Source organism: Phycisphaerae bacterium (assembly GCA_035275405.1).
Lineage (GTDB): Bacteria > Planctomycetota > Phycisphaerae > UBA1845 > UTPLA1 > DATEMU01.
The window spans coordinates 196,197-222,216 of sequence record DATEMU010000008.1 but is presented as its reverse complement, the minus strand read 5'-3'; the positions used below and the strand labels follow the sequence as shown (position 1 = coordinate 222,216).

Below are 26,020 nucleotides of genomic sequence, written 5' to 3'. Positions count from 1 at the left end.
TTCACAAGGCCCGCAGAGCATTACGGTGGACCGGCGTCGCGAACTATCATAGAATATCGGCAATGCGGGTCTACGTCTCGGCGCTGGCATCGATCTGGGCGATCCTGGGCACACCACTTCTGTGCCCCGGTGGTTTGATTCCCTGCTGCGCGCCGGTGACGAGTTGCGAGCTTGCCGACGAGGATTGCGACGGCGGCTGCGGCGACGAAAAGCAGGCGGGCCCTTGCGAATGCCCGTGTTCCGACCCCTCGCCGGAAAATGAGTGTCCGACCTGTGTCATCACCTGTGCACCGCTTACGCTGCTCGACGCCGGGCCGCAGCGACCCTCCCTTGAGCCGAGTTGGTGCATAGCCCTGCCGCCCGTCGATTCGTGCGCGGCAACAAATCCCATCACATCCCTCAGTACCGATGGATTCCGAGAGACGCTTCGGGATCGCTTCGGACTAGCATCGGCGGCGCTACCCCTGCAAATCTGATTGCTCTCCTTGCGCTCGTATTCGGCGCGGGTGATTCCGCGCGCCCATTGTTCCGTTTGTACGGCTGCTTTTTTGGAGAGCGAATCATGCTGCGTAAAAGGTCTATCCGCGTGCTCGGAATCCCGTTTATCGGGTTGGGCGTGCTTGTATGGGGCTGCGATCGCGCGGGAGCGCCGGCGGCGACATCTGCACCGGCTACGCAAGGGGCATGCGCAAAGCACGGTCTGACGCCGGACCAATGTCCTTTTTGCAATCCCGTCATCATCAAAGAGCAGGGCGAGTGCGGGGAGCATGGCGTGCCGGAGGCGCTATGCAGCCGTTGCCGGCCGTTTCTGGTGGCGGCGTTCAAGATCGAGAACGACTGGTGCGCCGGTCATGACCTGCCGGAATCGCAGTGCGTCCTCTGTAACCCGGAGTTGGCCAATGCCATGCCCACCGCCGCGATGCCGCCGAAGCAGATTGAGCTCGTCGCGTCGACGGATGAGCAGCCGCGAAGCACGCGCCCGCCGTCGGTCACGTGCAAGAACAATTCCCTGCGGGTGCGTTTCAACTCGCCCGGGATCGCCAAACAGGCCGGGCTGGAGTTTGAAGAAGTAGAGCGCCGCCCGCTGACGGCCACGGTGGCCTGTAACGCCGCGGTCGCCTACGACGGCAATCACTATGCCCGCGTGACGCCGCGGGCTTCGGGGATCGTCCGCGAGGTCGAAAAAGACCTCGGCGATGCGGTGAAGGCCGGGGATGTCCTAGCGGTCATTGAATCGGCGGAGCTTGCGTCGGCGACAGCGGAGTATTTGCAGGCCGTGGCACGGCTGAACCTGTGGGACAAGAACCACGAGCGGACACACGACCTCGTCAAGCAGGGCATTTCCGCCGCGAAGGAGGATTTGGAGGCCGAGGCGAAGCTGGAGGAGAGCCGGCTGGCCCTGGCGACCGCGCGGCAGAAGGTCAAGAGCCTGGGACTGAAGGAGGACGAGATCAAGGGATTGGCGCAGGACAGCGAGACGGAGGGATTGCTGGCGATGCGCGCGCCGTTTGACGGGATCGTCGTCGAACGGTCGGCCGTCGTGGGCGAGGCGGTCGATACGATGCGACCGCTCTTTGCGATCGCCGATACGAGCCGGATGTGGGCGCTGCTCGACGTCTATGAAAGCGACTTGGCGCTGATTCGCCTCGGGCAGCCCGTGATTCTGACGGTCGGCGGAGTGCGCGGGGAATCGTTCGCCGGATCGATCACGTGGATCAGCACGCAACTGGACGCGCGGACGCGGACGCTGAAGGCGCGGGCGGAGTTGGAGAATCCGGACGGTCGTTTGCGGGCGAACATGTTCGGCCAGGCGCTGGTCACGATACGCCAGGGCGACGATCGGGTCGTCGTGCCCAAGTCGGCCGTGCAATGGGATGGGTGCTGCAACGTGGTCTTTGTACGTCAGAACGATCAGCTCTTCGTGCCGCATCCCCTACGATTGGGCTACGCGGCGGAGGACTACTACGAGGTGCTGGAAGGCGTGGAGCCGGGAGCGACGATCGTGACGCAGGGCAGCTTCCTGCTAAAGACGGAACTGATGAAGGGAAATATCGGGGCGGGATGTTGCGAGGTCGATCATCTCGCGAAGTAGCATTTTTTGAGAGAGGTAGTCATGAAACGAGATTCCAAATGGTGGGCGGCCGCGCTGGCCGGAATGCTGTTGCTCGCATCATCGACGTGCGAGCAGAAGAAAGACGACGCTGCCAAGCCGGCGGTAGACGCCACGGGGTGTCCGCACGAGATCAAAAAGGACAAGTGCCCATTCTGCACGCCGAGCTTGATTGAGAGCGACGGCTTTTGCGGCGAGCACGGCGTGGCCGAGGCGCTGTGTTACCAGTGTCGGCCCTACCTGAAGTCGGCGTTCCGGGCCAAGGGGGATTGGTGCGCGAAGCACAGTGCGCCGGATTCGCAGTGTTTCGTCTGTCATCCGGAACTGGCCAAGAAGGTCAAGCCTGGCGAGCATGGGAAGTCGTGATGCCCCGCGAAACCGATTGCCGGCTCTCCTCTAGGAACTCCGCATGTTGAACTGGATCATCGGCTGGTCGCTGCATCATCGCTTTCTGGTCATCCTGTTTACGGCGGTCATTGTTGGTTGCGGGGCCTATTCGCTGTCGCACCTCGAGATCGACGCATTTCCGGATACGACGCCGGTGCAGGTGCAGATCAATACGGTCGCGCCGTCGCTGGCGCCGGTCGAGATCGAACGCCTGATTACCGCGCCGGTCGAGGCGGTGATCGGAGGAATTCCGCGCCTTGTGGAGATGCGTTCGATCTCCAAATTCGGCCTCTCGCAGATTACCGCGACGTTTGAAGACGGCACGGATATCTACTTCGCCCGTCAACGGATCAACGAGCAGCTCGGATCGGCCAAACTGCCGGCCGGGATTGATCCGCCCGAGATGGGGCCGGTGGCGACGGGCTTGGGGGAGGTTTTTCACTATATCGTCGTGGGCAAGGGCGAAAGCCCGGCCAGTCTGACCGAGCTGACGACGATCCACGACTGGACGATTCGGCCGCAACTGTTAAGCGTCCGCGGCGTCGCAGAAGTCAACACGTGGGGCGGCCAGCGCAAACAATTCCAGACGCTGATCGATCCGGTCCGGCTAATTAAGTATTCCTTGACTGTCGACGACGTGGTGGAGGCACTGCGGCGGAACAATACGGCGGTCGGGGGCGGATACATCGTTCGGTCGGGCGAGGCCAGTCTCGTTCACGGGGTCGCGTTCACCACCAACCTCGCGGAGATCGGGAATATCGTGATCGAGGCGCATGACGGCGTGCCCATTCGCATCGACGACGTCGCGGGCGTGCGGGAGGGGTTCGAGATTCGGCGGGGCGGCGTGACGGCGCAGGGCGGGGGCGAAGTGGTGCTCGGGCTCGGGTTCATGCTCATGGGGGAGAACAGCCATGAGGTGACGCGGCGGCTGGAAGCGCGACTGGACGAGGTGCGCAAGACGCTGCCGGACAATGTCGACGTGCAGATCATGTACAAGCGCACCGAGCTGGTCGACCGTGTCATCCACACGGTCAAGAAGAACCTGTTTGAGGGCGCTCTGCTTGTCGTTGCCGTACTCTTCGCGTTCCTCGGGAGCTTGCGGACTGGGATTATCGTCGCGCTGGCGATTCCGCTGGCGATGCTGTTCTCCTTCAGCGCGATGCTTCAATTCGGGATCGCCGCCAGCCTGCTCAGCCTCGGGGCGATTGACTTCGGGCTCGTCGTCGATAGCTCCGTCATCATCGTCGAAAACAGCGTTCGTCGCGTGGGTCAGGAGCGGGATCGCGGCGGGAAGCGACCTTTGATCGACGTGATTCGCGATGCGGCGGTGGAGGTCCGCCGACCGACGATGTTCGGGGAGATGATCATTATGGTCGTCTATCTGCCGATCCTGCTGTTGGAAGGAGTGGAGGGAAAGCTCTTCCGCCCGATGGCGCTGACCGTCGTCTTCGCCCTGGCGAGTTCCCTGATCTTCTCGCTCACGCTGACGCCGGTGCTGTGCAGCCTGTTGATGCCCAAGAAAGTGTCGGAGCGGGAGAACATCATTGTCCGCGCGGCTCACTGGATACATCGGCCGTTTGTGGCCATGTCGCTGCGGCATCGTGGGCTAACGATCGGTGCGGGGGCGCTCATGATCGCGCTCGGAGCCTACCTTGCCACCCAACTCGGCCGATCGTTCATTCCGCGGTTGTATGAAGAGGCGATCACGGTCAATACCATTCGACTGGCGGGCGTCTCGCTGGAGGAATCCTTGCGCTACAGCACGCGGATCGAAAAGCTCCTCCTCGACTCGTATCCTGATGAGGTATGGCACGTCTGGAGCCGCACGGGCATGCCCCAGGTCGCGACGGACCCCATGGGGCTGGAGCTGACGGACGTCTTTCTTTCGCTGAAGCCGCGCGAACAATGGAAAAAGGCGGCGACGCAGGCCGAGTTGACGGATCTCATGGCCGCCGATCTGGCGATGCTGCCGGGAATGCGGGCGGTCTTTACCCAGCCCATCGAGATGCGCATGAATGAAATGATCGCCGGCATCCGTTCGGATGTCGGCATCAAAGTGTTCGGCGACGATCTCGAGGAATTGAAGCGCGTCGCCGGTCAGGTACATTCCGTTATCGAGGCGATTCCGGGCAGCGCCGATATCAACACCGAACAAATCACGGGGCAGCCGGTCCTCGAAATACTCGTCGATCAGGACGCCATCGCCCGGTACGGTGTTTCTGCGGATCATGTGCTGGAAATCGTCGAGGCTCTCGGCCAGACGACGGTCGGACAAATCCGCGAGGGACAGCGCCGCTTCGACCTTGTCGTAAAGTTGGCGGATCAGTATCGAAACGATCCCGAATCCGTCGGAGGCATCCTGGTGCCGACGGAATCCGGGGAGCGGCTGGCCCTCGCCCAACTCGCCAAGATTCGCCAAGTGGAAGGGCCTTCGACGATTTCGCGCGAGTGGGGCAAGCGCCGGATCGTGGTGCAGTGCAACGTCCGCGGTCGCGACCTCGGGGGCTTTGTCGAAGAGGCACGGCGGCGGATTTCCGAAGACGTTTCCATGCCGCCGGGGTATTACGCGACGTTCGGAGGTCAGTTCGAGCACCTGGAACGGGCCGGGAACCGGCTGATGATTATCGTGCCGATCGCATTAGTCTCGATCTTCGTCCTGTTGTATTTCAGCACCGGGACGATCCGGGATTCCCTGATCGTGCTGACTGGGGCGCCGTTTGCCGCGCTCGGCGGCGTCATGGCGTTATGGATCCGGAACATGGATTTCACGATCGCCGCGGGAGTCGGGTTTGTGGCGGTCTCCGGCGTCTCGATGTTGAGCGGGCTGGTCCTTGTTTCAACCATCAAACAGCGGATTGCAGCCGGCGTTCCCTTCATCGACGCCATCCTGGAAACGCGGCTCATCCGCCTCCGGGCCGTGCTCATGACCGCGCTCGTCGCCGCGCTGGGATTTGTCCCCATGGCGCTGAATACCGGCGTGGGTGCCGAGGTTCAACGACCGTTAGCGACGGTGGTGATCGGGGGAATCATCTCGGACAACATCTTGACCCTCCTGGTCCTGCCCGCCATCTACGCTGTCTGGGGACGCCGTGAACCTCGGACCATTACTCGTGAGACAACGCCCGCCGAAGAAATCGCGCCGGGTGTTTGATCTTGGCCCGGTCGCCGCTAAACTCTGCGGCCCGCAACGTTGGCGCGGTGACAGGATTACCGAATGGTCGTCTGGCTCTGGATCGGGTTCATCGTCTTCGTCCTGGTGATGCTGGCGCTGGACCTCGGCGTCTTTAATCGCAAGGCGCACGTAATCCGCACGCGCGAAGCGCTCGCTTGGACGGCGTTGTGCATCGTGCTCGCGCTATTGTTCAACGGCCTCATCTACTTCATGTACAAATACCACTGGCTGGGCATCGGCACGGGAGAGGGATCGCGCCTGACCGGAAAAGACGCGGCGATTCAATTCTTCACCGGCTGGGTCATCGAATACTCTCTGAGCCTCGACAACATCTTTGTGATCGCAGTGATCTTCGGGTATTTCGGGGTCCCTCCCAAGTACCAACACCGCGTGCTGTTCTGGGGCATCCTGGGAGCGTTGATCATGCGCGGCCTGATGATCTGGGCCGGGTCGGCGCTCATCCAGCGGTTCGACTGGATCATCTATGTCTTCGGTGGGCTACTAATTGTGACGGCTATCAAAATGCTTCTGACCCAGACCGACGAGGTGGAGCCCGAAAAGAACCCCCTCGTCCGCCTCGCCCGGCGGCTCTACCCCGTGACATCCGATTTTCACGAGCAGAAGTTCTTCACCTACATCGACGGGAAGAAGGCCATCACGCCCATGTTTCTTGTGCTCCTGGTAGTGGAGAGCACCGACGTGCTCTTCGCGGTCGATTCCATCCCCGCGATCTTTGCGATTACTCAGGACCCGTTTCTGGTCTTTACCTCAAACGTCTTTGCCATTCTGGGGCTGCGCTCGCTCTACTTCGCCCTGGCCGGCATGATGGGGCACTTCCGCTATCTCAAGGCGAGCCTGGTCTTTGTCCTGGCGTTCGTCGGCGTGAAAATGATCCTCTCGCACCATTACCATATTGATACCATCGTTTCGCTGGCGGTCATCGTCAGCATCCTTGGCGTCGGCATCGTCGCCTCGCTGTTCGGCAAGAAAGAGCCGCCTCCCTGCCCGCCGACCGAGCCGTAACCTGGGGAAACCGCGATGCTGCTCAAAAACGCCAGGCGCGTGATCATCGCGGTCATTGGAGGAACGGTCCTCCTTTTCAGCCTCGTCGGGTACGTCATGCCCATCATCCCCGGGATTCCGCTGACGTTTCTGGGTTTGGCGATCCTGGCGACGGAGTTTGTCTGGGCCAAGCGTCTGCTTCGGAAAGCGAAAGTGCAGGCGAGTGCACTTATGGATAACTTTCGCTCGAAGCCGGCCGCGGATGAAGACCCGACGAATGGACCCAAATAGTCGTCGCGTCGGCCTGCAGTTGTCACCACGTGTAACGTGCGTTAGGTTCCGCTGATCGTGGGTGTTTCAGCCCCTCTCATATCTGCACTTGCCTTCCTCGCCGTCGCCGCCGCTCTGGCCCGCGATGCGAACGGCATCGCGTACTGGCCGGCCTGGGCGATGGCCTTGGCGCAGGCGCCGCTCGTCATCGTGTGGGCGATATCGAAGGCGGGCGGGCGAACCGCTACTCCGGGTTCTGGACCATCGATCGACCGGGCGCTGACGGGCGTCGTGGCGGTCGGGGCCGCGATGTTGGCATTCTGGCGGCGTTCGCCGGATGTTTTTTTTACGGCGACAACCGTATTCATTGCCGCGCAACTACTCTTAGGATGGCTGGCCCACGTTTATCACCGCATCGACGAGCGTGTCCTGGAGCCGGCGGGTCTGTTGGTCCTCGTCATTCGTTCCTGGACTTGTGTCGCGCTGGCTGGGACCGTGCTCTTGTCACTTCCACTCGCCACACACTCCTGGGTGCCGGACTATCGCCACAACTTCTGGCTGCACATCGTCAATAGCGCTCACGCCGCCGTGAGTTCCGCGTGCCTGGTGGGTGTCGGCGCTTATGATCTCGGGGGCAACTACACGCGCTTCGGTCAGTTCGTCATTGTCGTACTCACGCAACTTTCGGGGATGGCCTTCGCCGCACTCGGGCTGGCAGCTGTCCAGCCCTTTCTGTCGCGGGTCATCCGCCTGCGAACGGTCATGCTCACGTCGGTGGTCATTCAGGTTGTCGCGATCCTGATCATGGCTCCGTTCTGGTCAGCGGGGGATGTCACCGGAGGGGCACAGCGAATATGGTGGGGCGTCGTTCATGCCGGCAGCGCGCTGTGGAACAGCGGGTGGATGCTGCGTTCCGACGGTTTGGCGGCGTACCTGTCGGACTCCATGATCTTCAGCACGATGGCCTTACTGGCCATAGCAGGCTCACTGAGCATTCCCGTCTTGTTGGATCTGATCCGTGGCCCGGCAGGCGGGAGAGCCCTACCGCAGCCGGCTTGGCAACGCCTGGTCTCCTGGGAGGCCGGAGGCGCCTTGGTCATGTTGGTTCTGGGTGCGGTCTTGCTTTTTTACTTCGAGACGCCGCGCGTCGTGCCGGAGCGGCTGGTTCCGTCGCGACCAGTGGATTTCGGCGAGGGACGCGTGTCCATCCGCGACGACATCGGGCCGCGCGCCCGCTGGTCGATGAGCGCATTTCAATCCGCGACGCTGCGTTCGGCTGGGTTGCAGAGTTTTCCCTTGTCTCAAGGGGCGATCTCGTGGCCCTCGTATGGGATGCTGCTGCTGTGGATGATGATTGGCGGATCCCTGGGGGGCGTCGCGGGGGGGATGCGCCTGTCCGTACTTCTCTTGTTGGCGTTGACGCTACTGGTCAATCGGACGGCGTGGGCGACGCCGGGAGGGCCGGCGGTTCGCGATGCCTTGCTTCGCCGCTGCGCTCGGTGGCTGACGCTTTGGCTTCTCTTGAACGCGACGGTCGTACTGGTCCTGGCGTCCGTGACGGATGGCTCCTGGTATGAGTCTGTCTTTGAAGCGGTCGCTGCGTTCAATAGCGTCGGACTGTCCACGGGATTGTCGCTGCATTTGACGTGGGGCGGGCGCTTGGCGATGATCGCCATGATGGTTCTGGGCCGGCTCTTGCCGGTCGCATTCTGGTTGGGATTGTCCCGGGAAGTGACCGCCGCCCTGCGCACACCAACATCGAGACCGGCCGAAGCCGTATGACATTTCCTTCAAACCAGCAAATCGCATTGCTCCTTTGCACGATGGTGATTGTTTTTTCGGCCCGGTGCGCGGCGCCCAAGGCACCGCCGCCCGTGGAGCGCTCGCGGCTGTCTATCGTTCGCGAGCAGCCGGGGTCCATTCGCGTCGAGGGCGTGGGGCCGATCCGCGGCTTCGCCAGGGGCCGCGACTGCACCTTCATGCACTGCCTGGAACTGATCCTGGAGGCGACCGGGCGCAGGATCGGCTACGACGAATTGATGGGCGTGAGCGGCATGGCCTTTCGCACGCAATTTCGAGTGGACAAGTGGGACGTCGGCAACCCCGACCCACTGGTGGGAGACAGTTGCCTGGACGCGCTCTTTGCGGCCATCGGCTGGCAGTACGACCTGCGGGTCGTCAGGCGCGACGAGCTGGCCGAGGCCGATGCGCTCACTCGTGCCATCCGGCACAGTGTCGATCAGGGTGTGCCGGTGATGGCGGCCAACGTAATTCCGCCGGAGGATTGGGGGATCATCACAGGTTACCGGCGCGATCGACTCTGGCTATGCCGCGCGTACGACACCTCGGCGCAGCAGATCGATCAGCCCGCGGCGGGCTGGCCAACGGCGGTCGTGATTCTCTCTGCAAAAAAGGCGTTGCCGGACCGCGGGCCGGTGCATGTCGCCTCCATCCGTCGTGCGGTCGAGCTGTTCGACACGCGGGCGAGCGGCGAATACGCCCTGGGTCGCAAGGCGTTTGATGAATGGTGCCTCAGCCTGCGATCGGCGCGGGATCGAAATTACCTGCATCCGAACTTCTGGACGTACATTGGGCTGATCGACGCGCGGGGGGCGGCGGTTCGCTACTTGAGGAGCATCGCTCCGGAGTTCGGGTCGAAAGAGATCCACCTGAAGTCAGCAGCCGACGCGTACGACGAGGAGGTGCGATTGCTGCTCAGCGGCCTGGAAAATGTCCCGCCCGAGTACCTCTATTCATCGTCCATCCCCTCCATCGAAGTTCGCAGCCGGCAAATCGAGACTCTGCAGAAAGCCCGCGCCCTGGAGGAGAAGGCGATCGAGTTGCTGAAGAAGGCGGTATAGGGCGGGTTTCTCGGGCCTTCGAAAACTCTCATTGCGGCACGTAGGGCCCGTCTTACATAACTAAGCCTGCTCGTAGGCTTTCAGAAAATCGGCCCGGGAAATTCCCGACTGGGTGCAGATCGTCCGCAGGGTCGGTCCTTTGATCGTCCGATGGTTAGGCAGTGTGAGCGGCGTCCGTGAACCATCCAGGTTCTGCCGGAGCATCGCGATGTGTTCCGCCTTTCGGACGATTTGAAACCCCAGCGTCTGCAACGCCTTGACGACCCGCTCCTTGGGCGCGTCGCTGGGGAACTTCATGCTACGGCAACCTGGGCTTCCGTCAGAAACGCTTCCAGCACGGGCGGATCCCCGTCCAATTCATCGAGCCCAAAGGTTTCGACATGAAATTTGATCGCCGACGTGACATCGGCGAGCGCCTCGTCGTAGGAATCCCCCTGGCCGACAACAATTCCCTTGAGGCCAAGAGGATAGGCAACATATCCGTCCGGATGTTTCTCGATAATGACTTTGATCGGCTTCATGCTCAGATTATAGCCGCTCGATTCGACGCGTCACAATCCTGAATGGAATACGGACCCTGTTCCGCGTCAAACGGCAACGATCTCGGTTGCTCCGTAAATCGTCCAAGGGGATAGCCCGCCCTACTTTAGATTCCCCAAGTTCGGCCGCGTCAACAGCTTCTGGATCAACAGGTAATTGACGCCGTGATACTCCGTCAATTCGCCGCTAATAAGGAACACGACGGACTTGGTCCCGCCCTCGGAGACGATCTCCATATCTTCAAGCAGCCGATTCGGGAGCAGGCGAATGGGAAGTTCCGGCGTGCCCTGGCTCCGGCTTTCGAAGGTGAACGTGTAGTAGTCGCCCTCGCGCGTCAGGCGACCGGGGCGATCGACGATGCGGTAACCGTCGGGAAATAGTTTTGGCGTCGGCGGGGCGATCGTGTTGGGCGGAAGGGCGGAGGGGTCCACCGTCTTGCGCACGGTCTGACCGGGGCGCGACGGGGGAATGACCGGCCGCGGCGCGGCGTCGCCTTGTTTGGAAAGCTCCTTGAGGATCTCCTCGGGGGAGGGTTCGCGCGGTGGTTCGAGTTCGGGCGCGGCGTCCGACTTCCGTTCGACCGCCGGTCGAGTCGTTGAGGAGGACGAGTCCGATCGATCCTGGGCCGAGACCATGGCCACGGTTGCGACGGCCATAAAGGCGACAAAGAGGAGAGCGGTCAATCGGGTTTGATGGCTATTATTCATGGTCTTTGTACTCCAAATTCGCCTTTCGCGGCCTTCGATCGGGATGGTAGCCTATCGGCCGATTTGCTGGCAGAGCTTTCCAACGTCGCTTGTCGGCGCCTGGCAGGCGTAATTCTTGCAGACGTATGCGGCCGGCTTTCCGCCGAGGGTCTTCTTACCTTCGAGTAACGGAATCAACTTCGCTGTTTGAGTAGCGTCGGGGGCATCCTCCAGAAGCCGGGCGAACACGGTACTGGACGCGTACGTTCGCCAGGCCGCGTCAATCATTTGGTCGAGAACAGCGGTGTCGGCGGACCTGGCGACAAAGGCGACCTCGCGCGGGCGGCGATAATAAAAGTCCACTGCGGAAAGCATTCGCTCGGAGCGGAACGGCGATTCGGCAAGCTGTCGTCCGAAGACGGTCATCATTTTCTCGGCCTCCTGGGCAAGGTCCTTGCGATCGAGCAGGACCGAGAGTCGGAGGAGGTTCATGAGCTGGACTGAATTGCCGGAGGGGATGGCACTGTCGCTGGCATCCTTCGCCCGCACGAGAACGGTCTCCGCGTCGTCGGCCGTAAAGAAGAACCCTCCGGCGGGATCGCGGAAGTGCTTCATAACCCGTTCATTGAGCGCGACGGCCTGGTTCAGCCACTTGAGGTCGAAGGTTGTTTCATACAGATTCAGCAGCGCTTCAATCATGAACGCGTGATCATCGAGATAGGCGAGCGTGTGGGTCTTGCCCTGGCGGTAGGTTCTTTGGAGACGGCCGTCGCGGGTCATTTTGGTGAGGACGAAATCCGCGGCCCGCGCCGCCGAGTCGCGGTATCGAGTGTCGCCCAAAATGCGATGACCTTTGGACATGCTGGCGATCATGAGACCGTTCCAACCGGCGAGGATTTTGTCATCGCGATGCGGCTTGACACGTTTTTCACGGGCGTCGAACAGCTTCATCCGTGAGGAGGCAAGCCGTTGTTCAAGTTCGTCGACGGATATCTTGTGCAGCTTGGCGACAGTCTCGGCGGGCCGCTGCACGTTGAGGATGTTGTGGTGCTCCCAGTTGCCGTCCTTGGTCACGTCGTAGTAATCGCAAAAGACGGCGGCGTCCGGACCGAGTAGCTGCTCGACTTCCTGCCGCGTCCAAACATAGAACTTTCCTTCGACGCCCTCGCTGTCGGCGTCGCGCGTCGAGTAGTAGCCGCCCTCCGGGCTTTGCAGATCGGCGATGACGTAATCGAAGATCTCGCGGGCGATCCGGGCGTAGAGCGGCTTCTTCGTCATTTGATACGCCTTGAGATAGATGTCCGAGACGAGCGCCTGGTCGTAGAGCATTTTCTCAAAATGCGGCACAAGCCAGTCCACGTCGGTCGAGTAACGCGCGATTCCGCCGCCGAGCTGGTCGTAGATCCCGCCGTAGGCCATCTTGTCGAGCGTCAATTCGACGAGGCCCAGTAGCTGCTTGCCGGCGGTCTCCGCCGCCTTCGGATCGGATTGGGCGTGGTGGTGAACGCGCAGCATCAGGTCCATCGCCATCGACGGCGGGAATTTGATGGTGCCGCCGCCGCTCATCCCGCCCTTGACGGGGTCGAACGCCTTAGCGAGTTGACCGGCCGTCCGGGCGAGGACCTCGAACGGCACGATGTTGGTGCCCGGCTCGACGGTCGTGAGTTGCCGCACGGCGTTGGTTAGGCCATCGGCCTGCTTGGTCACGTCGTCGCGCTTCTCCTTCCACGCTGTGGCGAGGAATTTCAGCACGTCCTTGAAGCCCGGCCGGCCGTAGCGGCTGTCGGGCGGAAAGTAGGTTCCGGCGAAGAACGGCCGCTGATCCGGCGTGAGCCAGACCGACATCGGCCATCCGCCGGATTGGGTGAAGACCTGCGTGGCCATCATGTAAATGTCGTCGAGGTCGGGCCGCTCTTCGCGATCGACCTTGATGCAGACGAAGTGCTCGTTCATGACCCGCGCAATGTCCTCGTTCTCGAAGCTCTCGCGCTCCATGACATGGCACCAGTGGCAGGCGGAGTAGCCGATGGACAGGAAGATCGGCTTGTCTTCTTTCTTCGCCCGCTCCAGCGCCTCGGACCCCCATTCATTCCAGTCGACGGGATTGTGGGCGTGCTGGAGGAGGTAGGGGCTGGTCGCGTGGATGAGGCGGTTGGTGTGGCGCGATGCGGCTGTTGTTGTGTTCATCTCGGCCTTGCCTTTTGGCTCTTCAAGCGGCTCACTGCCCGCATTCAAAGCGCGCCCAAACGTTAATATGACCGCGGTTCCAAGCGTGAAGTAGACCGTAAGCATTATCCCAATGCGCACTAGTTGTCGTACCCGCTAGTTTGTCGGGGCAGTATAGGAGCACCCTTATTGCGGTGCTACCCGCGACCGGTGTTTCTTAAGTGGGCGGATTCAATCAGGGGTCGAGGGCGCCATTTACTGAGTGACTTGCGTCCGATGAAAAACGACGCGTGTCACGTACGCATGGAGATTCGTGCCTTGATTGCCGCCTTCGATGTTGAGGAGAAGCATGGGTTCGCCTGAGCGTACAGGTCCGGAGAGCCTCTCTCGCATCTGATACATGATCGGGGCCATGCTGCCGGGCGATAATTGGATTTGTGAAGCTCCCAGGCATGAAATCTCGATTCCCAAGTCGATCATTCCTTGAGTCGGGTTGTCGTCACTCCATCTGCTCTTGAGCTCTAGCAATAGGCCCGTGTCTTGGTATTCGACCTGTGTAGAAGTCTGCCCCTTAAACGTCTGGCTCCCCGACGGCACGGGGCGGGACACCCCAATCTGCATCGTTTGTTCCGAATCTGCGCTGACGTACTGATCGGTTAGATTGATCAGCTTGGTTTCGCCGAACTTTTGCAGCGCAAGTTTCAGGTCCTTCATGGTAACCGCGGATTTTCGGAGGGTATCCGGGTCCAGTTCGTCTACCCGATCGGCGGCGAGAGTCGTCTGGTAGACCGCCACATTGATACTTGTTCGCCAAGGGGTGAAGCGCAACTCGTTTCGCTGTTTCTCCGCGGGCTGTGAGGCCGGTTTGAGGGCAGGATGCTGCGCCGCGACGAACGAGAGACAAGCCAACAACAGAACTTGGGCGAGATACATAAACGATCTCCTTTCATCCCCTATAGTCGGCGCAACCTAATCGGCGTAACGCGAGTCTTAAGATTATGGAGCAGATAGGGTTACGTGTGAAACTACATCGGACGCACTGAGTGAGTGCAGCAGGCGGGCGATCTGATAGTGATTATCGCGGGTCTGCCGAACCACGAGCTTTCCCGCGACGATTCGCGAGCTGGCCGGGCCGCCGTGGTGGTCCCAGCTTTCGGGAGCGATGGTCGATTCGATTGCGTCCAATAGGATTGATTGAGGGCCGTCTTCGCTGGAAATGTGACGAGCCCGCCACGTCGGGTCGAACAGACAGTAATGATGCCGGGAGCGGTAACGCGGCCGTTCGGCGTCGATGGATTGGAGAAGGGCGGCGCAATCGTAGGTGCGAACTTCCATCCGACGGTCAAGTACGGCCGCGCTGGTAACCGTCACGATGCCTTCCTGCAACTCATAGGACGCGCCGAGGTGACGCTGGTCGGCGACATTGAGAATCGCGTGCAGCGCGGTCGCCGCCGAGACATTTTTCAGCGACAGGTCGATACGCGTGTCGCTGAAGATGCCCAGCGCCTCCAAGGCAGGCCAGTCCGGCACTACATTCACGCCGGCTTGCTCAGCCCAATCGCTGATCGCGTCGTCTAAATCCTCACCGAGGTACGACACCTCGGCGAGGGTCTTGTCGAGCGGCGCTCCCTCGGCACTTGCGGCCTGCGTAGAATCGTCGAATGGCAACAGGGTCATCAACAACAACGCCGTCATATGTGTGACCATCGTCTCTCCCTCCAGATTCAGCGCGGGGCGGGAGTTACGGTTCCCGCTCCGCAGTTCCAACACTCCTCGAAATTGCCGGGGTTCATTTCGCCACATGCGGCGCAGGGCCATTCGGGCCCGTCAATCACTGGCGGAGGCTCGGGCAGGGGTTCGCCGGCGGCGCGGCGGCGGAGCAGGTCGATCACCTCGAAATAGCTTGCCCGCGGCACTGCCAGGCGGCTGCGGGTGGTCACCGACCGGTCGTAGCCAAAGCCGGTGTCCACGTGACGCAGGGCATCCATGAACGGAATGCGATAGGTCTGCATCAGATCCATCATCTCCACGGTCAGCGGTACTTCCTTGCCGTTGAAGATGACCGTCGGGAAATCGCCCTTGGGGATATGTTCGTCGATGTCAAAAGGCCGACCGCACTCCGGGCAGCGATGCGCGGTCAGGCTCGCCAGCGGATAGCGGCATTGGCGGCACAACAGGCCGAGATCGGGAATCGGCAGCGCGTAGGGATCGAACGACATGCAGACATTATAAGGTAAAACGAATCTGGCCCGGCCGCGGGGATGTGGTCCCAGCGACCGGGCCAAGGGTGGAGTGGGAGTCTGAATCGCACCGGCTCCGGTCGGTGCGTTGTTCTGCTTCTACGGCCGGCAGAGGGGCCGGCCGCTATATATTGCTAAGGCATCATCTCCATGCACGGAGGGCCTACTAGTAATACCCCTTCGTTGGACAAAAGTTCCATCTGAATCAAAAAGTTTTTCATGGCCCGCGCCTTTTGCGGGTCGAGCTTGTTGAGCGCTTCGACACCCGCGGCGATGCCGGGCAGGCCGGCGAACTTCGCGCCGATCTGCATTCCGGCCGTCCTCAGGCTGACGAAGTCTTCCTTATCTTCCTTGCCGCCAAAGGCCTCGGCGAAGATGTCCATGATGTTCTTGGGCTTGGGGAAGACCTTGAGTTCGTAGTCGTTGCCGAGTTCCGCCTCATTGGCGGTGTACTTGATCGCGTCGGCGAAGCCGCCGAGCCGATCGACCAAACCGATCTCCAGGGCCTGCTTGCCGGTATAAACGCGGCCCCCCGCGAGCGACTCCAGTTCGCCCTTGATGTGGTCCGAACGGCCCTCCACGACGCGCCCTTTGAATTCCTCATAAACGCGGTTCATCATCTCGCTGATCTTCGCACGCTCTTCTTCGGAAAACTTGCGATTCGTATTCATAATGTCGGCGTGCTTGCCGCGCTTGTATTCATGACCAGTGATGCCGACCCAGTCCCAGAGCCCCTTGGTCACGAGCTTCCCGCCGACGACGCCAATTGACCCGGTAATGGTCGAGGGCTCGGCGAAGATCGTGTCGCCGAGCGTGGCGACGTAATAGCCGCCGCTGCCCGCGACATTGCCCATGGAGACGACGAACGGCCGGCCGCTCTTCTTAAAGCGCTTGGTGGCCTCACAGATGATGTCGCTGGCGATGGCCGATCCGCCGGGGGAATCGACGCGGAGGATCAGGGCCTTCACGTTGTCATCGGCGGCGGCCTTGGCGATGGCCTTGCGCACGGTCGTTGAACCGGCGTTGGAGGAGCCGCCGAACAACCCGGACTCGGTCTTGCCCGTGGTGATCGGCCCTTCAACATAAACGACGGCGATGGCGGGCTTGTCGGACTCCTCCGGCCCCTTCATCAAGTCGGAAAAGAGCTTGAAGAAGGCGAAGGGGTTTTCAAAGTCGACCTCGGGCCCCTTTTTCTTGCCGTACTTGTGGGTGATCTTGACGTCGGCCCCGTACCGCTTCTTGATGGTCTTAACAAATTCCTCGCGATAGGCCAGCTTGTCCACCAGCTTGGCTTCGAGGGCCTCCTTCGCGCTGAACGCGCCGATGTCGATCAACTCGCGGACGCGCTTCGGGTCCAGCCGGCGGCTCTTGGCCACCGAAGCGATGAGTTCCTCGAAAATCCCGTCCAGCAGGCGATTGGTCTGCTCATCGGCCTCCTTGCTCGGGCCGGTGCGATAGAAGGGCTCTCCGGCGGATTTGTAATCGCCGCAGTGGAGGATATCGGCCTCGACGCCGATCTTGTCGAGCATGTTCTTGAAGTACGAAGCCTCGCCGTAGAGGCCCCGGAAATCGACCTCGCCCGTCGGCAGCAGGACGAGGTGGCTGGCGGCGGAGCCGAGGGCCAGCGAACCGCTGTGGAGCGTCTCGGCGAAGACCCAGACGTCCTTCTCCGCGGCCTTCAGCGCCTCAAACTGCGCCCGCAGTTCCTGAATCTGCGCAAAGCCCAACGCGGCATTCTCAATCTCGAAGACGACGGCCTGCACGTTCTCATCGGTCCGCGCCGCGCGGAGCTTTTCGAGCAAGTCGAACATGGTGGTGGGGGCTTGCTCGCCGAAGAGTTCGCCCAGGCCGCTGGAGTCCGGGGCCTCGGGAACGTCGCCCTTGATCTCGAAGACCGCGACGACATCGTCCTCGCCCGCCGCGGCCGGCTCGGCCGCTAAGGGACTGAACGCGAGGCTGAGAATGAGGAGATACCTAAACTGTTTCATGGCTCTGCTCCACCAAAAACTAGGTTCTGGGTTTCTGACCGGATGAGGCGGTCGGCCCTGCATTCGGCGCTGTCCGCTTGCGATCCACGCCGGTCGGGGCTGATCGGGCAAAACGGGTGACTCTTACGTTGCGTCACGACTGTCAATCCCGCCAGTTAAACGGGGGGCCAAGGGGCGTCTCACGCCATAATTTGCAGGCCGCCTCACAAAGAATTGTAGCACCCCGGCGGAATATTTAAGCGGCGCTAAGGGACTTCCTCAACGGCGTCGCGGCGGAGGGGCCGCTCCTCCAGCCGCTTGGCGGGGATCGTGGCGGCCTGGGCGCTGGCGAAGCCCTTGATGGCGGCCATCTCTTCGGGCTTTTCCTGGGGATGGAAGGCAAAGACCTCGATGCGAACGATCTCTTCGAAGGGGATAGTGATGACAAAGGCGCCGACCTTGTAGGTGTCGTCGGCGGGGGTGCATTCAAAGGTGAGCGAGGCGGTCGTCTTCAGGTCGATGGGTTCCTTCATTTCGTAGGAAAATCCGTCGCGGAGGTAGACGATCGTGCGGGCTTCGAGCTGCCCCATGAATTCGGCGAGGACCTCTTCGCTCGCGGGGCGGGACGGCTCCAGGCGCGCGAAGTGGTTGACGGCGCAGCGGCGCTTGGCTTCCTGGGTCCGGCGGGCGTAGTCCGCGCCGAACCACCAGTCGTAGTTGAAGAGCATGGCGTTTTCCTGTTGCGGGTTCACGGGGTAAGAAAAGGAAGTCTAGTCGTGGATAGCGGGGCTGTCAAAACACGGACGGCGTCGCTACGCTTTTGTGAGGGGCATGCTCGACGACCATGACCGACGCTGAACGTAGCAATTGGATCAAGCGGGCGGCGGCCCAAATCGGCTTCGGCCGGTGCGGGATCGCGCCGGCGAGCGAGATTCCGCGGGCGAACTTCGTCCGCGAATGGCTGGCAAAGGGATACGCCGGGACGATGGGCTATCTGCAGCGGCACGTCGAATCGCGCGTGGACGTGCGCGCCTGGCTGCCCTCGGCGCGGAGCGTGATCGTCGTCGCGCTAAATTATGCACAGCGGGCCCCGCCCAAGCCCAACGACGCGCCACGCGGTCGGGTCGCCATGTACGCCTGGGGCGAGGACTATCACGTCGTCGTCCGGGAGAAACTGGACGCCCTGGTCGCGCGGATGCGGGAACAGTTCCCTGAGCCATTCGAGGCCAAAGTCTGCGTCGATACATCGGCGATCATCGAGCGCGAGCTGGCGGCAATGGCGGGGATCGGCTGGATCGGCAAGAACACGATGGTGCTGCACCCCGATCTCGGTTCGTACTTCTTTCTCGGCGTGATCATCACCGATCTGCCGCTCGCGCCGGATGCGCCGGAGCCGGATCATTGCGGCTCGTGTACGCGCTGCCTGGAGGCTTGTCCCACGCAGGCGTTCCCGCAGGCATACGTCATGGATGCCCGGCGGTGCATCTCGTATCTGACAATCGAGCATCGCAGCGAGATTGTGCCGGAGTTGGCGGAGAAGATGGGCGATTGGGTCTTCGGCTGCGACATCTGTCAGGAGGTCTGCCCATACAATCGTGAGGTCCGCCCGACGACGGAACGAGAGTTTGCGCCGCATTCGACGGACGCAGTGTGGCCGCCCTTGAAAGACATCGCGGCATGGGACGAGCATGCGTACCGGGATTCGACTCAAGGCAAGGCGACGGATCGGGCGCGACTGGAGATGTGGAGGCGGAATGGGGCGATTGCAGCGCGCCCCAAATCCACTGGCTGAGGTGCCGGCGCCACCGAGATAAACTCCACGTCATCCGGTTTTCATCTTCCGTTCCTTTCGCGCGCATAGGATTCCATCGCGTCGATCACTCGGCGGTTCCGTAAGCAACTGTCGCAAGTGATTCGATGGGCCCGACCAACTCAAGGAGAATCCCATGGACCAGACCAGTTGTCCCGCGTGCGGTATGACCAAGGACACATGGCCGAACGACCGAGGCGTGACCAAGAACGGCAAGACCTATTGCTGCCAGGGCTGCGCCGACGGTACCGGTTGCACCTGTGAGGAGCCGGCAGGGAAGCAATCGGGCGAGCGCGCGGGCGCCGCCAAGAAGATGTAGATTCGACGGCGAGCCCCGCAAAGGACTGTCAACTGCAGGGGAATTGACGGGTGGAGTTTCCCCGCGCGGTTCGATGCGGCTTTGTTCACTTGGGCTCAGCGACTCGCCGCCTTTTTCTTGAGTTCGATGAGGGCCTCGTAGGTTCCCTGAATGAGCACCTCGTCGCCCGTCGAGAGGCGCGTGCCGGGTGGCGGGAAGAGGCGGCTCCCGCCGGTCGGCGGGATGTGCTCGATCACCGCGAGCTGATGTTGCTCCATTGTCTCCCCGACCGTCCGGCCGTTGAGCGGACCATCGGCATCGACCGGCCAGCGCTGCACGACGACCAGCTCGTTCCCCACGACAAAGCTGTTGACGATCATGCCCTGCGCCGCGGCGGTCGCGAAGGCCGGGGCCGAGAGGGCCGATTGGGACATCGCGATATGGATGTTGAACGCGTCGCGGATCTTGTCGGCCATATTCTGATCGAACATCCGCATGACGACGCGGATCCCCGGATTCAGCTTTCGTGCATCAAGGGCGACTTCCAGGTTCGCCAGATCGTCGTCCGCGGCGAGGACCAGGCTGCGGGCCTTCATGATTCCCGCATCGCCCAACAGCGCCTCGCGGCGGGCATCGCCGATGAGCAGCGGCACGCCGTCGCGCCGGACGGTATCCAGGAACTGGTTGCCCGCGTTTCGCTCGATGACCACGAGTGGTTCACCCATCCGATGCAGCAGGCGGTACACCCGATAGCCCAGTTTCCCGAGCCCCACGAGCACGATATGGTCCGTCACAGACGTGGCCATCATGACACACCAGCTCCTTTCCGATCGTTTGCGGTCGCCGATCATGACGGCGAAGTCCACGATCCACGCGATGATGACGGTCAGACCGATCACGGGGACCAGGAAAAAAAGGGCCTGCAAATAGCCGGACTCCGGAAAATCCTCGGGCGGCTGGCCGAAGATCAGGCACCAGACGCAGTGCATGCCTTTCCAGAATGTGTGGTTCTTTTCCGGTTCGAGGCGTTGGAAGGCAAAGCTCCCGGCGACAAGGACTCCGAAAAGAATGGCAAACCGAAGGTAGAATCGCAGAATAAGTACTCGGAGAAAGCACCATTCGCGCCAGAAACGGGAATAGAGTACGCGCCGCCGCGGGGGCGGGAACTTCAGTTCGTCAATGCGGAGTCGGTACACGCGCGGTTGACCCAGAGGGGATTCGATTCGCTCGCGCCATCGTAGATTCCGCTCAGGGCGCCGTCCATACGGCCCTGCCGCCCACATACGTCGCCTTCACGCCGATCGACTTCAGCTCCCCGGCGGGCACATCGAAGATGTCCCGATCGAGGATGGCGAAATCGGCGAGATAGCCTTCCTTGATCCTGCCCAGCCGATCGTCGTCACCGGCGGCGTAGGCCGCGCCGCTCGTGTAGCACTGCAGGGCCTCTTCGACCGTGATGTTCTGCTCGGGGACGAAGACCTTGCCGTCCAACGACTCGCCGGTCACGGCCGCGTGGATGCCGAGAAAGGGGTTGAGCGAGACGACGGGCCAATCGCTGCCGAAGGCGACATGCGCCCCGGCGTCGAGGAGGCTGCGGAAGGCGTAGCTCGTCTTGCACCGCTCGGGGCCGATGGCCTTCTCGGCGTAACGGGCATCGTCGGCCTTGTGCAGCGGCTGCATGGAGGCGACGACGCCGAATTGAGCGAATCTTGGGATGTCGGAGGGCAACAAATGTTGGACATGCTCGATGCGCAATCGCATAGATTTAGAAGGCGGTGATCCGTCTCCGGTCACTCCAACCTGTCCCATTTCGTCTATCCAGGGGGTCCTTTTCTCGGGAGGACCAAAGTGATTACCAAAGACCCGGGCATAAATAGCCAAAACTATTGAATTTGCCTCATCCCCAATGCAGTGTACAGCAATAGACAACGGCGGGACGTTTTGGCAAAGGCGATGAAGCTCTGATTTACGATTCGGATCCGTTTTGGAACGATTCGTGGAATGAATGAAGGGGCGGGGCAGACCACGCCAATCTTTCTTGTCCGGCGGATTGTCAGAGTACGGATCGGCCATGTAAGCGGTGCGGGAACCGAGAGAACCGTCGGCGTATTCCTTGAACCCACACACCCGGAGCATGTCGTCGCCCTTGTGGGCCTTGACGCGATCGAGATAGGCGGGCCAGTCGTGTTCGCTCACGTAGAAGCGGACGCGAAGCGTGAGCATATCGAAGTTGCGATATTGTTCGATGGGGGCAAGTTCCCGCCATTCGGACATCGTGTGGACGCTCGTGATCCCGTGCCGGTGGGCCTCTTTCATCGCCGCGATGAGTGCATGGCGTGATTCGCGGACCGTGGGCGGGGGGATATGTTTTTCGACGAGGTCAATCGCTGCATCCTTAAGGATGCCGGTCGATTCGCCGGTCGCGGGGTCGCGTTCGATCTGACCGCCGGGCGGGTCGGAAGGGCCGTTCCTATCGATGCCGGCGATCTTCAGGGCGACGGAGTTGGCCAGCGCCCCGTGACCGTCCATGCGCGAGAGCAGGACGGGGTGATCCGGCGTGACGGCGTCGATCCATTCCTTGGTCGGCTGCGCGGGGTCGGGCCAGCTTTCCGTCGACCATCGACCGCCGAGGATCCATTCGCCTTTGGGTGTTTTTTTCACACGCTCCGCCACGGCGCCAATGAACGCCGCGCGGTCGGGGACATCGCGGAGATTGAGCCGCGAGAGTTGCAGCCCGCCGGAGACCAGGTGGAGGTGCGCATCGATGAGACCGGGGATGAGGCGAGCGCCTTTGGCGTCGATGACTTCCGTATTGAATCCTCGACGACGCCAGGACTCGGGTCTGGCATCGTCGCCGACAAAGACAAAACGACCCTCATGGACCACCAGCGAATTCGCCTCCGGTAACTTGGGGTCGCCAGTCCAGATTCGCGCGTTTGTGACAACCATGTAATACGGCGCGGGATAGTCACATCCGAAATGAGTTGAGACGAGGAGGATGCCAATTACGATGCCGAAGAAAAATCGAAAGGGACCGCACCGGCTAATTGCCGATGGCACAAATGCTCTGCGCCAACAGCGTACCGGCCCATAGCCCGGGGTTGTCGCCGCAGCGACTACCCTGGAAACCCAGCGCGGCCTAACGGCACAACCCTGAAAGGGTTGCGGCACAACCGCGATGGGGTTGAGTCCGGTTTCGCGTTTGCGCAATCCCAGGGTAGGGCGCCTTGGCGACCAACCCTGGGCTGTCTGGCATTGCCCCATTTGGGCAATTCTTGAGGAGCGATTCACACCCTCCAGAGGGAGCGCTGAGCAAGAGTGTGGTTGCAGTCGACAGGAAACGTCGGGCGAACATGACGCGTGAAACGAGTTGTCGCCCGGCCGCGGGGACGGTGCGCGTCGTGCGCGTACCCGGGGATTTTCAAGATTTTCAAGCGTTTTCAAGGTCAAATTTCTGTTTTTCAAGCAAGTCTCGATCAAAAAGTTAATCTGGGTAACTCCTGACTCCCGCAGTGAAAGGCAAGAACAATGACTCCAAGGGCCCCGGGCGCTAAACCATCCGCCACGAGATTACAGCCTCCCGGCAAGTGATAGAATACCCGCAATGTTCGCGATTGAGACGGTCGGGCTGACCAAGCACTACGGCGACGTCCAGGCATTGGCGGGGGTGGACCTGCGCGTTCCGGCGGGGTCGATCTTTGGGTTTCTGGGGCCGAACGGGGCGGGCAAGACGACCGCGATGCGGATTCTGGTGGGGCTCTTGCGGGCGAGCGGCGGGCAGGCGACGGTCCTGGGCCGCGATGTGTGGCGGGAATCGACGGCGATCCGGCGGGATGTCGGGTATCTGCCCGGCGACGTGCGGCTTTATGAGTGGATGACCGGCAGGCGGTTCGCTGCGTGGTGCGATGCGATGCGGGGTGATGGGGGGTGGGGCGAGATCGACCGGCTCGCCCGGCGGCTCGATTTGAATCTCGACCGGCGGATTCGCAATTACTCGCGGGGGATGAAGCAAAAGCTGGGGTTGATCGCGTCGCTGGCCCATCGCCCGAAGCTGCTCATCCTGGACGAGCCGACGACGGCGCTGGATCCCCTGGTACAGCAGACGCTTTACGACGAACTCCGATCGGCGGCGAGTAAGGGGCGGACGGTGCTCTTTTCCAGCCACACGCTGAGCGAGGTGGAGCTGCTCTGCGATCGCGTGGCGATTATCCGGGCCGGTCGGATCATTGCCGACAGCAGCATTGCCGACCTGCGCGCGCGGGCCGTTCGCCGCGTGGAATTACGCATGACGGATGACGAATTACGAAAAGCCGTCTTTCCGAAAGATTGGATCGACGGGTCGAGTCGCGACGGGGCGGTCTTGGGAAGCTGGCGCGGACCGGTGGATGGACTTCTGGCGTGGCTCGGGTCGCTCAAGCTGCAGGACGTCGCGATCGGCGCACCGGACCTGGAGGACTTGTTCGCGGCGTACTATCGGGAGGACACGCCCGCGCCCGGGAAGGAGGCGCGATCATGATCAGCCTGCCACTCGTCCGTCGGACCATCCGCGACTATTTCCTGCTCTGGGTCGCCGCAGCCATCCTTCTTGCAACATTTCTCGTGCTCTTCAACTTCGCGCTGGACTCCGTGCCGCGCGACCAGACCGAACAGTGGTTCAAGTTGCCGTGGGTGCGGTCGCTGATTTCGGCCCTGGTCGGGGCCGATGTGGCGGAGTTTACCAAGCCGGGCGGCCTCTTGAGCCTGGGTTTCAGCCATCCGTTGGTGTGGGTGCTGCTTGTTGCGTTTTCGCTCACGCTGGCCAGCGGCGCGCTGGCCGGAGAAGTCGATCGCGGAACGGCGGACGTCTTGGCCACGCTGCCGGTTTCACGGGCCACGATTTACGCGTCCGTCAGCGTTGCACTGGTGGGCATGAGCGCGGCGCTATGTTGGTTTGTTTGGTTGGGGGCGAAGATCGGGCTGCGGCTGACGGGATTTCAGGGTGTGCCGTTGGACCTGTTCGCCATCGTGACGTGTAACCTCAGCGCGGCGGTCGTGTTCGTTTGCTGCCTGGGGCTGGCCATATCGGCCGCATCCGATCGGCGGGGGATGGCGGTAGCCGCCGCGTTCTTCCTCGTCTTCTACTCCTTCGTCGTGAACTTCCTGTGCTCGCTGTGGCCGGCGTTGCGGCCGATCGATTTCACGGGTTTCCTGCACTATTACGCGCCGCTCGTCATCATCCGCGACGCCGCGTGGCCGTGGAAGGACATGGCCGCCTTGCTCGCCATAGCAGCAGTATTCTGGTTTGCGGGATTGGCGATCTTTGTCCGGCGGGACATTCCAGCGCGGTGATTACGCGAAGCCGTTGTCGGATTCCATCGTCTTGCGCCATTCGGCGAGGTTTTCCAGATAGACGCTGGTGCCGCGGGCGACGCAGGAGAGCGGATCGTCGACAACTTTGACGTCCAGGCCCGTCGCCTCGGACATGAGCGTGTGTAATCCGCGAAGCAGCGCCCCGCCTCCGCAGAGATAGATGCCCGTCTCGACCAAATCGGCGGCGAGTTCGGGCTCGCAGTGTTCGAGCGTGTGCGTGACGGATTCGAGAATCTGGCTGACCGGCTCGCGGAGGGCCTCGCGAACTTCCTGGCTGGTGATGACGGTCTTTCTGGGCAGGCCGCTGATCATATCGCGGCCGCGGACCTCCATGGTCAGCTCCTGGTCCATCTGCGCGGCCGAGCCGATCTGAATCTTGATGTTCTCGGCGGTCTGGGGGCCGATCTGCATGTTGTAGGTGCGCTTCATGTGCGCGGTGACGGCTTCGTCGAGGTCGTCGCCGGCGACGCGGAGCGAAGTGCTGGCGGAGATGTCGGCCAGCGCCATGATCGCCACTTCCGTCGTGCCGCCGCCGATGTCGACAATCATGCTGGCGCGGGCCTCGGCGATGGGCAGACCGGCGCCGATACCGGCGGCCATGGGCTCCTGGATCAGGTACACGCGTCTCGCGCCGGCGCGTTCAGCGGAGCCGTACACCGCGCGCTTCTCGACGGCGGTGATGCCCGAAGGAACGGCGATGACGACGCGGGGGCGAATGAAGCGCCGGCCGCCGTGGACCTTGCGGATGAAATAGCCGAGCATCGCCTCGGTGATGTCGAAGTCGGCGATGACGCCGTCCTTGAGCGGGCGGACGGCCATGATCGAGCCGGGCGTCTTGCCGAGCATTTCCTTGGCGACGAGTCCCACCGCGTTGCCGCCTTGCAGGACTTCATTCGTGCCCTTGCGCACGGCGACGACGGACGGCTCGTTCAGGACGATGCCTTCGCCCTTCACGCACACCAGTGTGTTGCAGGTGCCCAGGTCGATTCCCATATCGACGCTGAACATTCCCAGAAGTGAATCGAATAACAAGGCAGCGAATCCCTTCTTTTATGCCACGACGCGATGAAGCGCAATCCATTCGCTCGAGCGGCTTAAAGAGACAAGTCCCGCTCAGCCGATGGCGGCATTCTACCGTTTGCCTGGCGTAACGCTATAGCGA

The 26,020-nt window shown here is 61.8% G+C and carries 24 protein-coding genes; 12 read left to right on the top strand and 12 right to left on the bottom strand.

All coding sequences use genetic code 11. The features are described from left to right. Positions 1 to 62: 62 nt before the first annotated feature. The 8 genes from VJZ71_12085 to VJZ71_12050 all read left to right on the top strand — a co-directional run bounded on the left by VJZ71_12085 (position 63) and on the right by VJZ71_12050 (position 9,802). On the top strand, positions 63 to 476 hold the full coding sequence (locus tag VJZ71_12085; protein HKQ48801.1) for a hypothetical protein: 414 nt from the start codon (positions 63 to 65) through the stop codon (positions 474 to 476). Positions 477 to 562: 86 nt separating this feature from the next. Then, entirely contained in the window at positions 563 to 2,092 is a 1,530-nt protein-coding gene (locus VJZ71_12080) for an efflux RND transporter periplasmic adaptor subunit (protein ID HKQ48800.1), read from the top strand. A 21-nt stretch (positions 2,093 to 2,113) separates the two neighbouring features. Further along, a complete protein-coding gene (locus VJZ71_12075; protein HKQ48799.1) occupies positions 2,114 to 2,476 on the top strand; it encodes a hypothetical protein in 363 nt (120 codons plus the stop codon). Between the two features lie 43 nt (positions 2,477 to 2,519). Then, entirely contained in the window at positions 2,520 to 5,648 is a 3,129-nt protein-coding gene (locus VJZ71_12070; protein ID HKQ48798.1) for a CusA/CzcA family heavy metal efflux RND transporter, read from the top strand. Between the two features lie 63 nt (positions 5,649 to 5,711). Continuing rightward, positions 5,712 to 6,692, top strand: coding sequence for a TerC family protein (locus VJZ71_12065; protein HKQ48797.1), 981 nt, complete (start codon positions 5,712 to 5,714; stop codon positions 6,690 to 6,692). Positions 6,693 to 6,707: 15 nt separating this feature from the next. Continuing rightward, entirely contained in the window at positions 6,708 to 6,962 is a 255-nt protein-coding gene (locus VJZ71_12060) for a PGPGW domain-containing protein (GenBank protein HKQ48796.1), read from the top strand. A gap of 57 nt (positions 6,963 to 7,019) precedes the next feature. After that, complete coding sequence (locus VJZ71_12055; GenBank protein HKQ48795.1) at positions 7,020 to 8,723, top strand: potassium transporter TrkG; 1,704 nt, start codon at positions 7,020 to 7,022, stop codon at positions 8,721 to 8,723. Next, complete coding sequence (locus VJZ71_12050; protein ID HKQ48794.1) at positions 8,720 to 9,802, top strand: hypothetical protein; 1,083 nt, start codon at positions 8,720 to 8,722, stop codon at positions 9,800 to 9,802. The genes VJZ71_12055 and VJZ71_12050 overlap by 4 nt, the downstream gene beginning before the upstream one ends. A gap of 60 nt (positions 9,803 to 9,862) precedes the next feature. Here the strand turns inward: VJZ71_12050 and VJZ71_12045 are convergent, their stop codons facing one another. The 9 genes from VJZ71_12045 to VJZ71_12005 all read right to left on the bottom strand — a co-directional run bounded on the left by VJZ71_12045 (position 9,863) and on the right by VJZ71_12005 (position 18,129). Further along, complete coding sequence (locus tag VJZ71_12045) at positions 9,863 to 10,099, bottom strand: type II toxin-antitoxin system HicA family toxin (protein ID HKQ48793.1); 237 nt, start codon at positions 10,097 to 10,099, stop codon at positions 9,863 to 9,865. Beyond that, positions 10,096 to 10,323, bottom strand: coding sequence for a type II toxin-antitoxin system HicB family antitoxin (locus VJZ71_12040; protein ID HKQ48792.1), 228 nt, complete (start codon positions 10,321 to 10,323; stop codon positions 10,096 to 10,098). The genes VJZ71_12045 and VJZ71_12040 overlap by 4 nt, the downstream gene beginning before the upstream one ends. Before the next feature lie 120 nt (positions 10,324 to 10,443). Further along, positions 10,444 to 11,049 carry a hypothetical protein gene (locus VJZ71_12035; GenBank protein HKQ48791.1) on the bottom strand — a complete coding sequence of 202 codons (606 nt, stop codon included), beginning with the start codon at positions 11,047 to 11,049 and terminating at the stop codon, positions 10,444 to 10,446. A 51-nt stretch (positions 11,050 to 11,100) separates the two neighbouring features. Beyond that, complete coding sequence (locus VJZ71_12030; protein ID HKQ48790.1) at positions 11,101 to 13,215, bottom strand: thioredoxin domain-containing protein; 2,115 nt, start codon at positions 13,213 to 13,215, stop codon at positions 11,101 to 11,103. Between the two features lie 234 nt (positions 13,216 to 13,449). After that, on the bottom strand, positions 13,450 to 14,127 hold the full coding sequence (locus tag VJZ71_12025; GenBank protein ID HKQ48789.1) for a hypothetical protein: 678 nt from the start codon (positions 14,125 to 14,127) through the stop codon (positions 13,450 to 13,452). A 63-nt stretch (positions 14,128 to 14,190) separates the two neighbouring features. Continuing rightward, positions 14,191 to 14,901 carry a hypothetical protein gene (locus VJZ71_12020; GenBank protein HKQ48788.1) on the bottom strand — a complete coding sequence of 237 codons (711 nt, stop codon included), beginning with the start codon at positions 14,899 to 14,901 and terminating at the stop codon, positions 14,191 to 14,193. A 17-nt stretch (positions 14,902 to 14,918) separates the two neighbouring features. Further along, the gene (locus VJZ71_12015) at positions 14,919 to 15,413 is read right to left on the bottom strand and encodes a hypothetical protein (protein ID HKQ48787.1); all 495 of its coding nucleotides are present in this window, start codon (positions 15,411 to 15,413) and stop codon (positions 14,919 to 14,921) included. 155 nt (positions 15,414 to 15,568) lie between these two features. Further along, positions 15,569 to 17,422, bottom strand: coding sequence for a signal peptide peptidase SppA (sppA, locus tag VJZ71_12010; protein ID HKQ48786.1), 1,854 nt, complete (start codon positions 17,420 to 17,422; stop codon positions 15,569 to 15,571). A 245-nt stretch (positions 17,423 to 17,667) separates the two neighbouring features. Next, entirely contained in the window at positions 17,668 to 18,129 is a 462-nt protein-coding gene (locus VJZ71_12005) for a hypothetical protein (GenBank protein HKQ48785.1), read from the bottom strand. Positions 18,130 to 18,245: 116 nt separating this feature from the next. Between VJZ71_12005 and queG the strand changes: the two genes are divergently transcribed. Then, positions 18,246 to 19,193: a tRNA epoxyqueuosine(34) reductase QueG gene (queG, locus tag VJZ71_12000; GenBank protein HKQ48784.1), complete on the top strand. Its 948-nt coding sequence runs from the start codon at positions 18,246 to 18,248 to the stop codon at positions 19,191 to 19,193. A gap of 154 nt (positions 19,194 to 19,347) precedes the next feature. Next, positions 19,348 to 19,530: a hypothetical protein gene (locus VJZ71_11995; protein HKQ48783.1), complete on the top strand. Its 183-nt coding sequence runs from the start codon at positions 19,348 to 19,350 to the stop codon at positions 19,528 to 19,530. Between the two features lie 95 nt (positions 19,531 to 19,625). On the opposite strand, the gene VJZ71_11990 is transcribed toward VJZ71_11995, so the two are convergent. Next, positions 19,626 to 20,705, bottom strand: coding sequence for an NAD-binding protein (locus VJZ71_11990; protein HKQ48782.1), 1,080 nt, complete (start codon positions 20,703 to 20,705; stop codon positions 19,626 to 19,628). 52 nt (positions 20,706 to 20,757) lie between these two features. Further along, positions 20,758 to 22,458: an amidohydrolase gene (locus tag VJZ71_11985; GenBank protein HKQ48781.1), complete on the bottom strand. Its 1,701-nt coding sequence runs from the start codon at positions 22,456 to 22,458 to the stop codon at positions 20,758 to 20,760. A 655-nt stretch (positions 22,459 to 23,113) separates the two neighbouring features. Here VJZ71_11985 and VJZ71_11980 point away from each other — a divergent pair. Then, positions 23,114 to 24,025, top strand: a complete 912-nt coding sequence (locus VJZ71_11980) for an ABC transporter ATP-binding protein (protein ID HKQ48780.1) — start codon at positions 23,114 to 23,116, stop codon at positions 24,023 to 24,025. Next, positions 24,022 to 24,837 (top strand): ABC transporter permease subunit, encoded by an 816-nt coding sequence (locus tag VJZ71_11975; protein HKQ48779.1) that lies wholly within the window; start codon positions 24,022 to 24,024, stop codon positions 24,835 to 24,837. The genes VJZ71_11980 and VJZ71_11975 overlap by 4 nt, the downstream gene beginning before the upstream one ends. Here the strand turns inward: VJZ71_11975 and VJZ71_11970 are convergent, their stop codons facing one another. After that, positions 24,838 to 25,866, bottom strand: a complete 1,029-nt coding sequence (locus VJZ71_11970; protein HKQ48778.1) for a rod shape-determining protein — start codon at positions 25,864 to 25,866, stop codon at positions 24,838 to 24,840. Between the last annotated feature and the right edge of the window lie 154 nt (positions 25,867 to 26,020).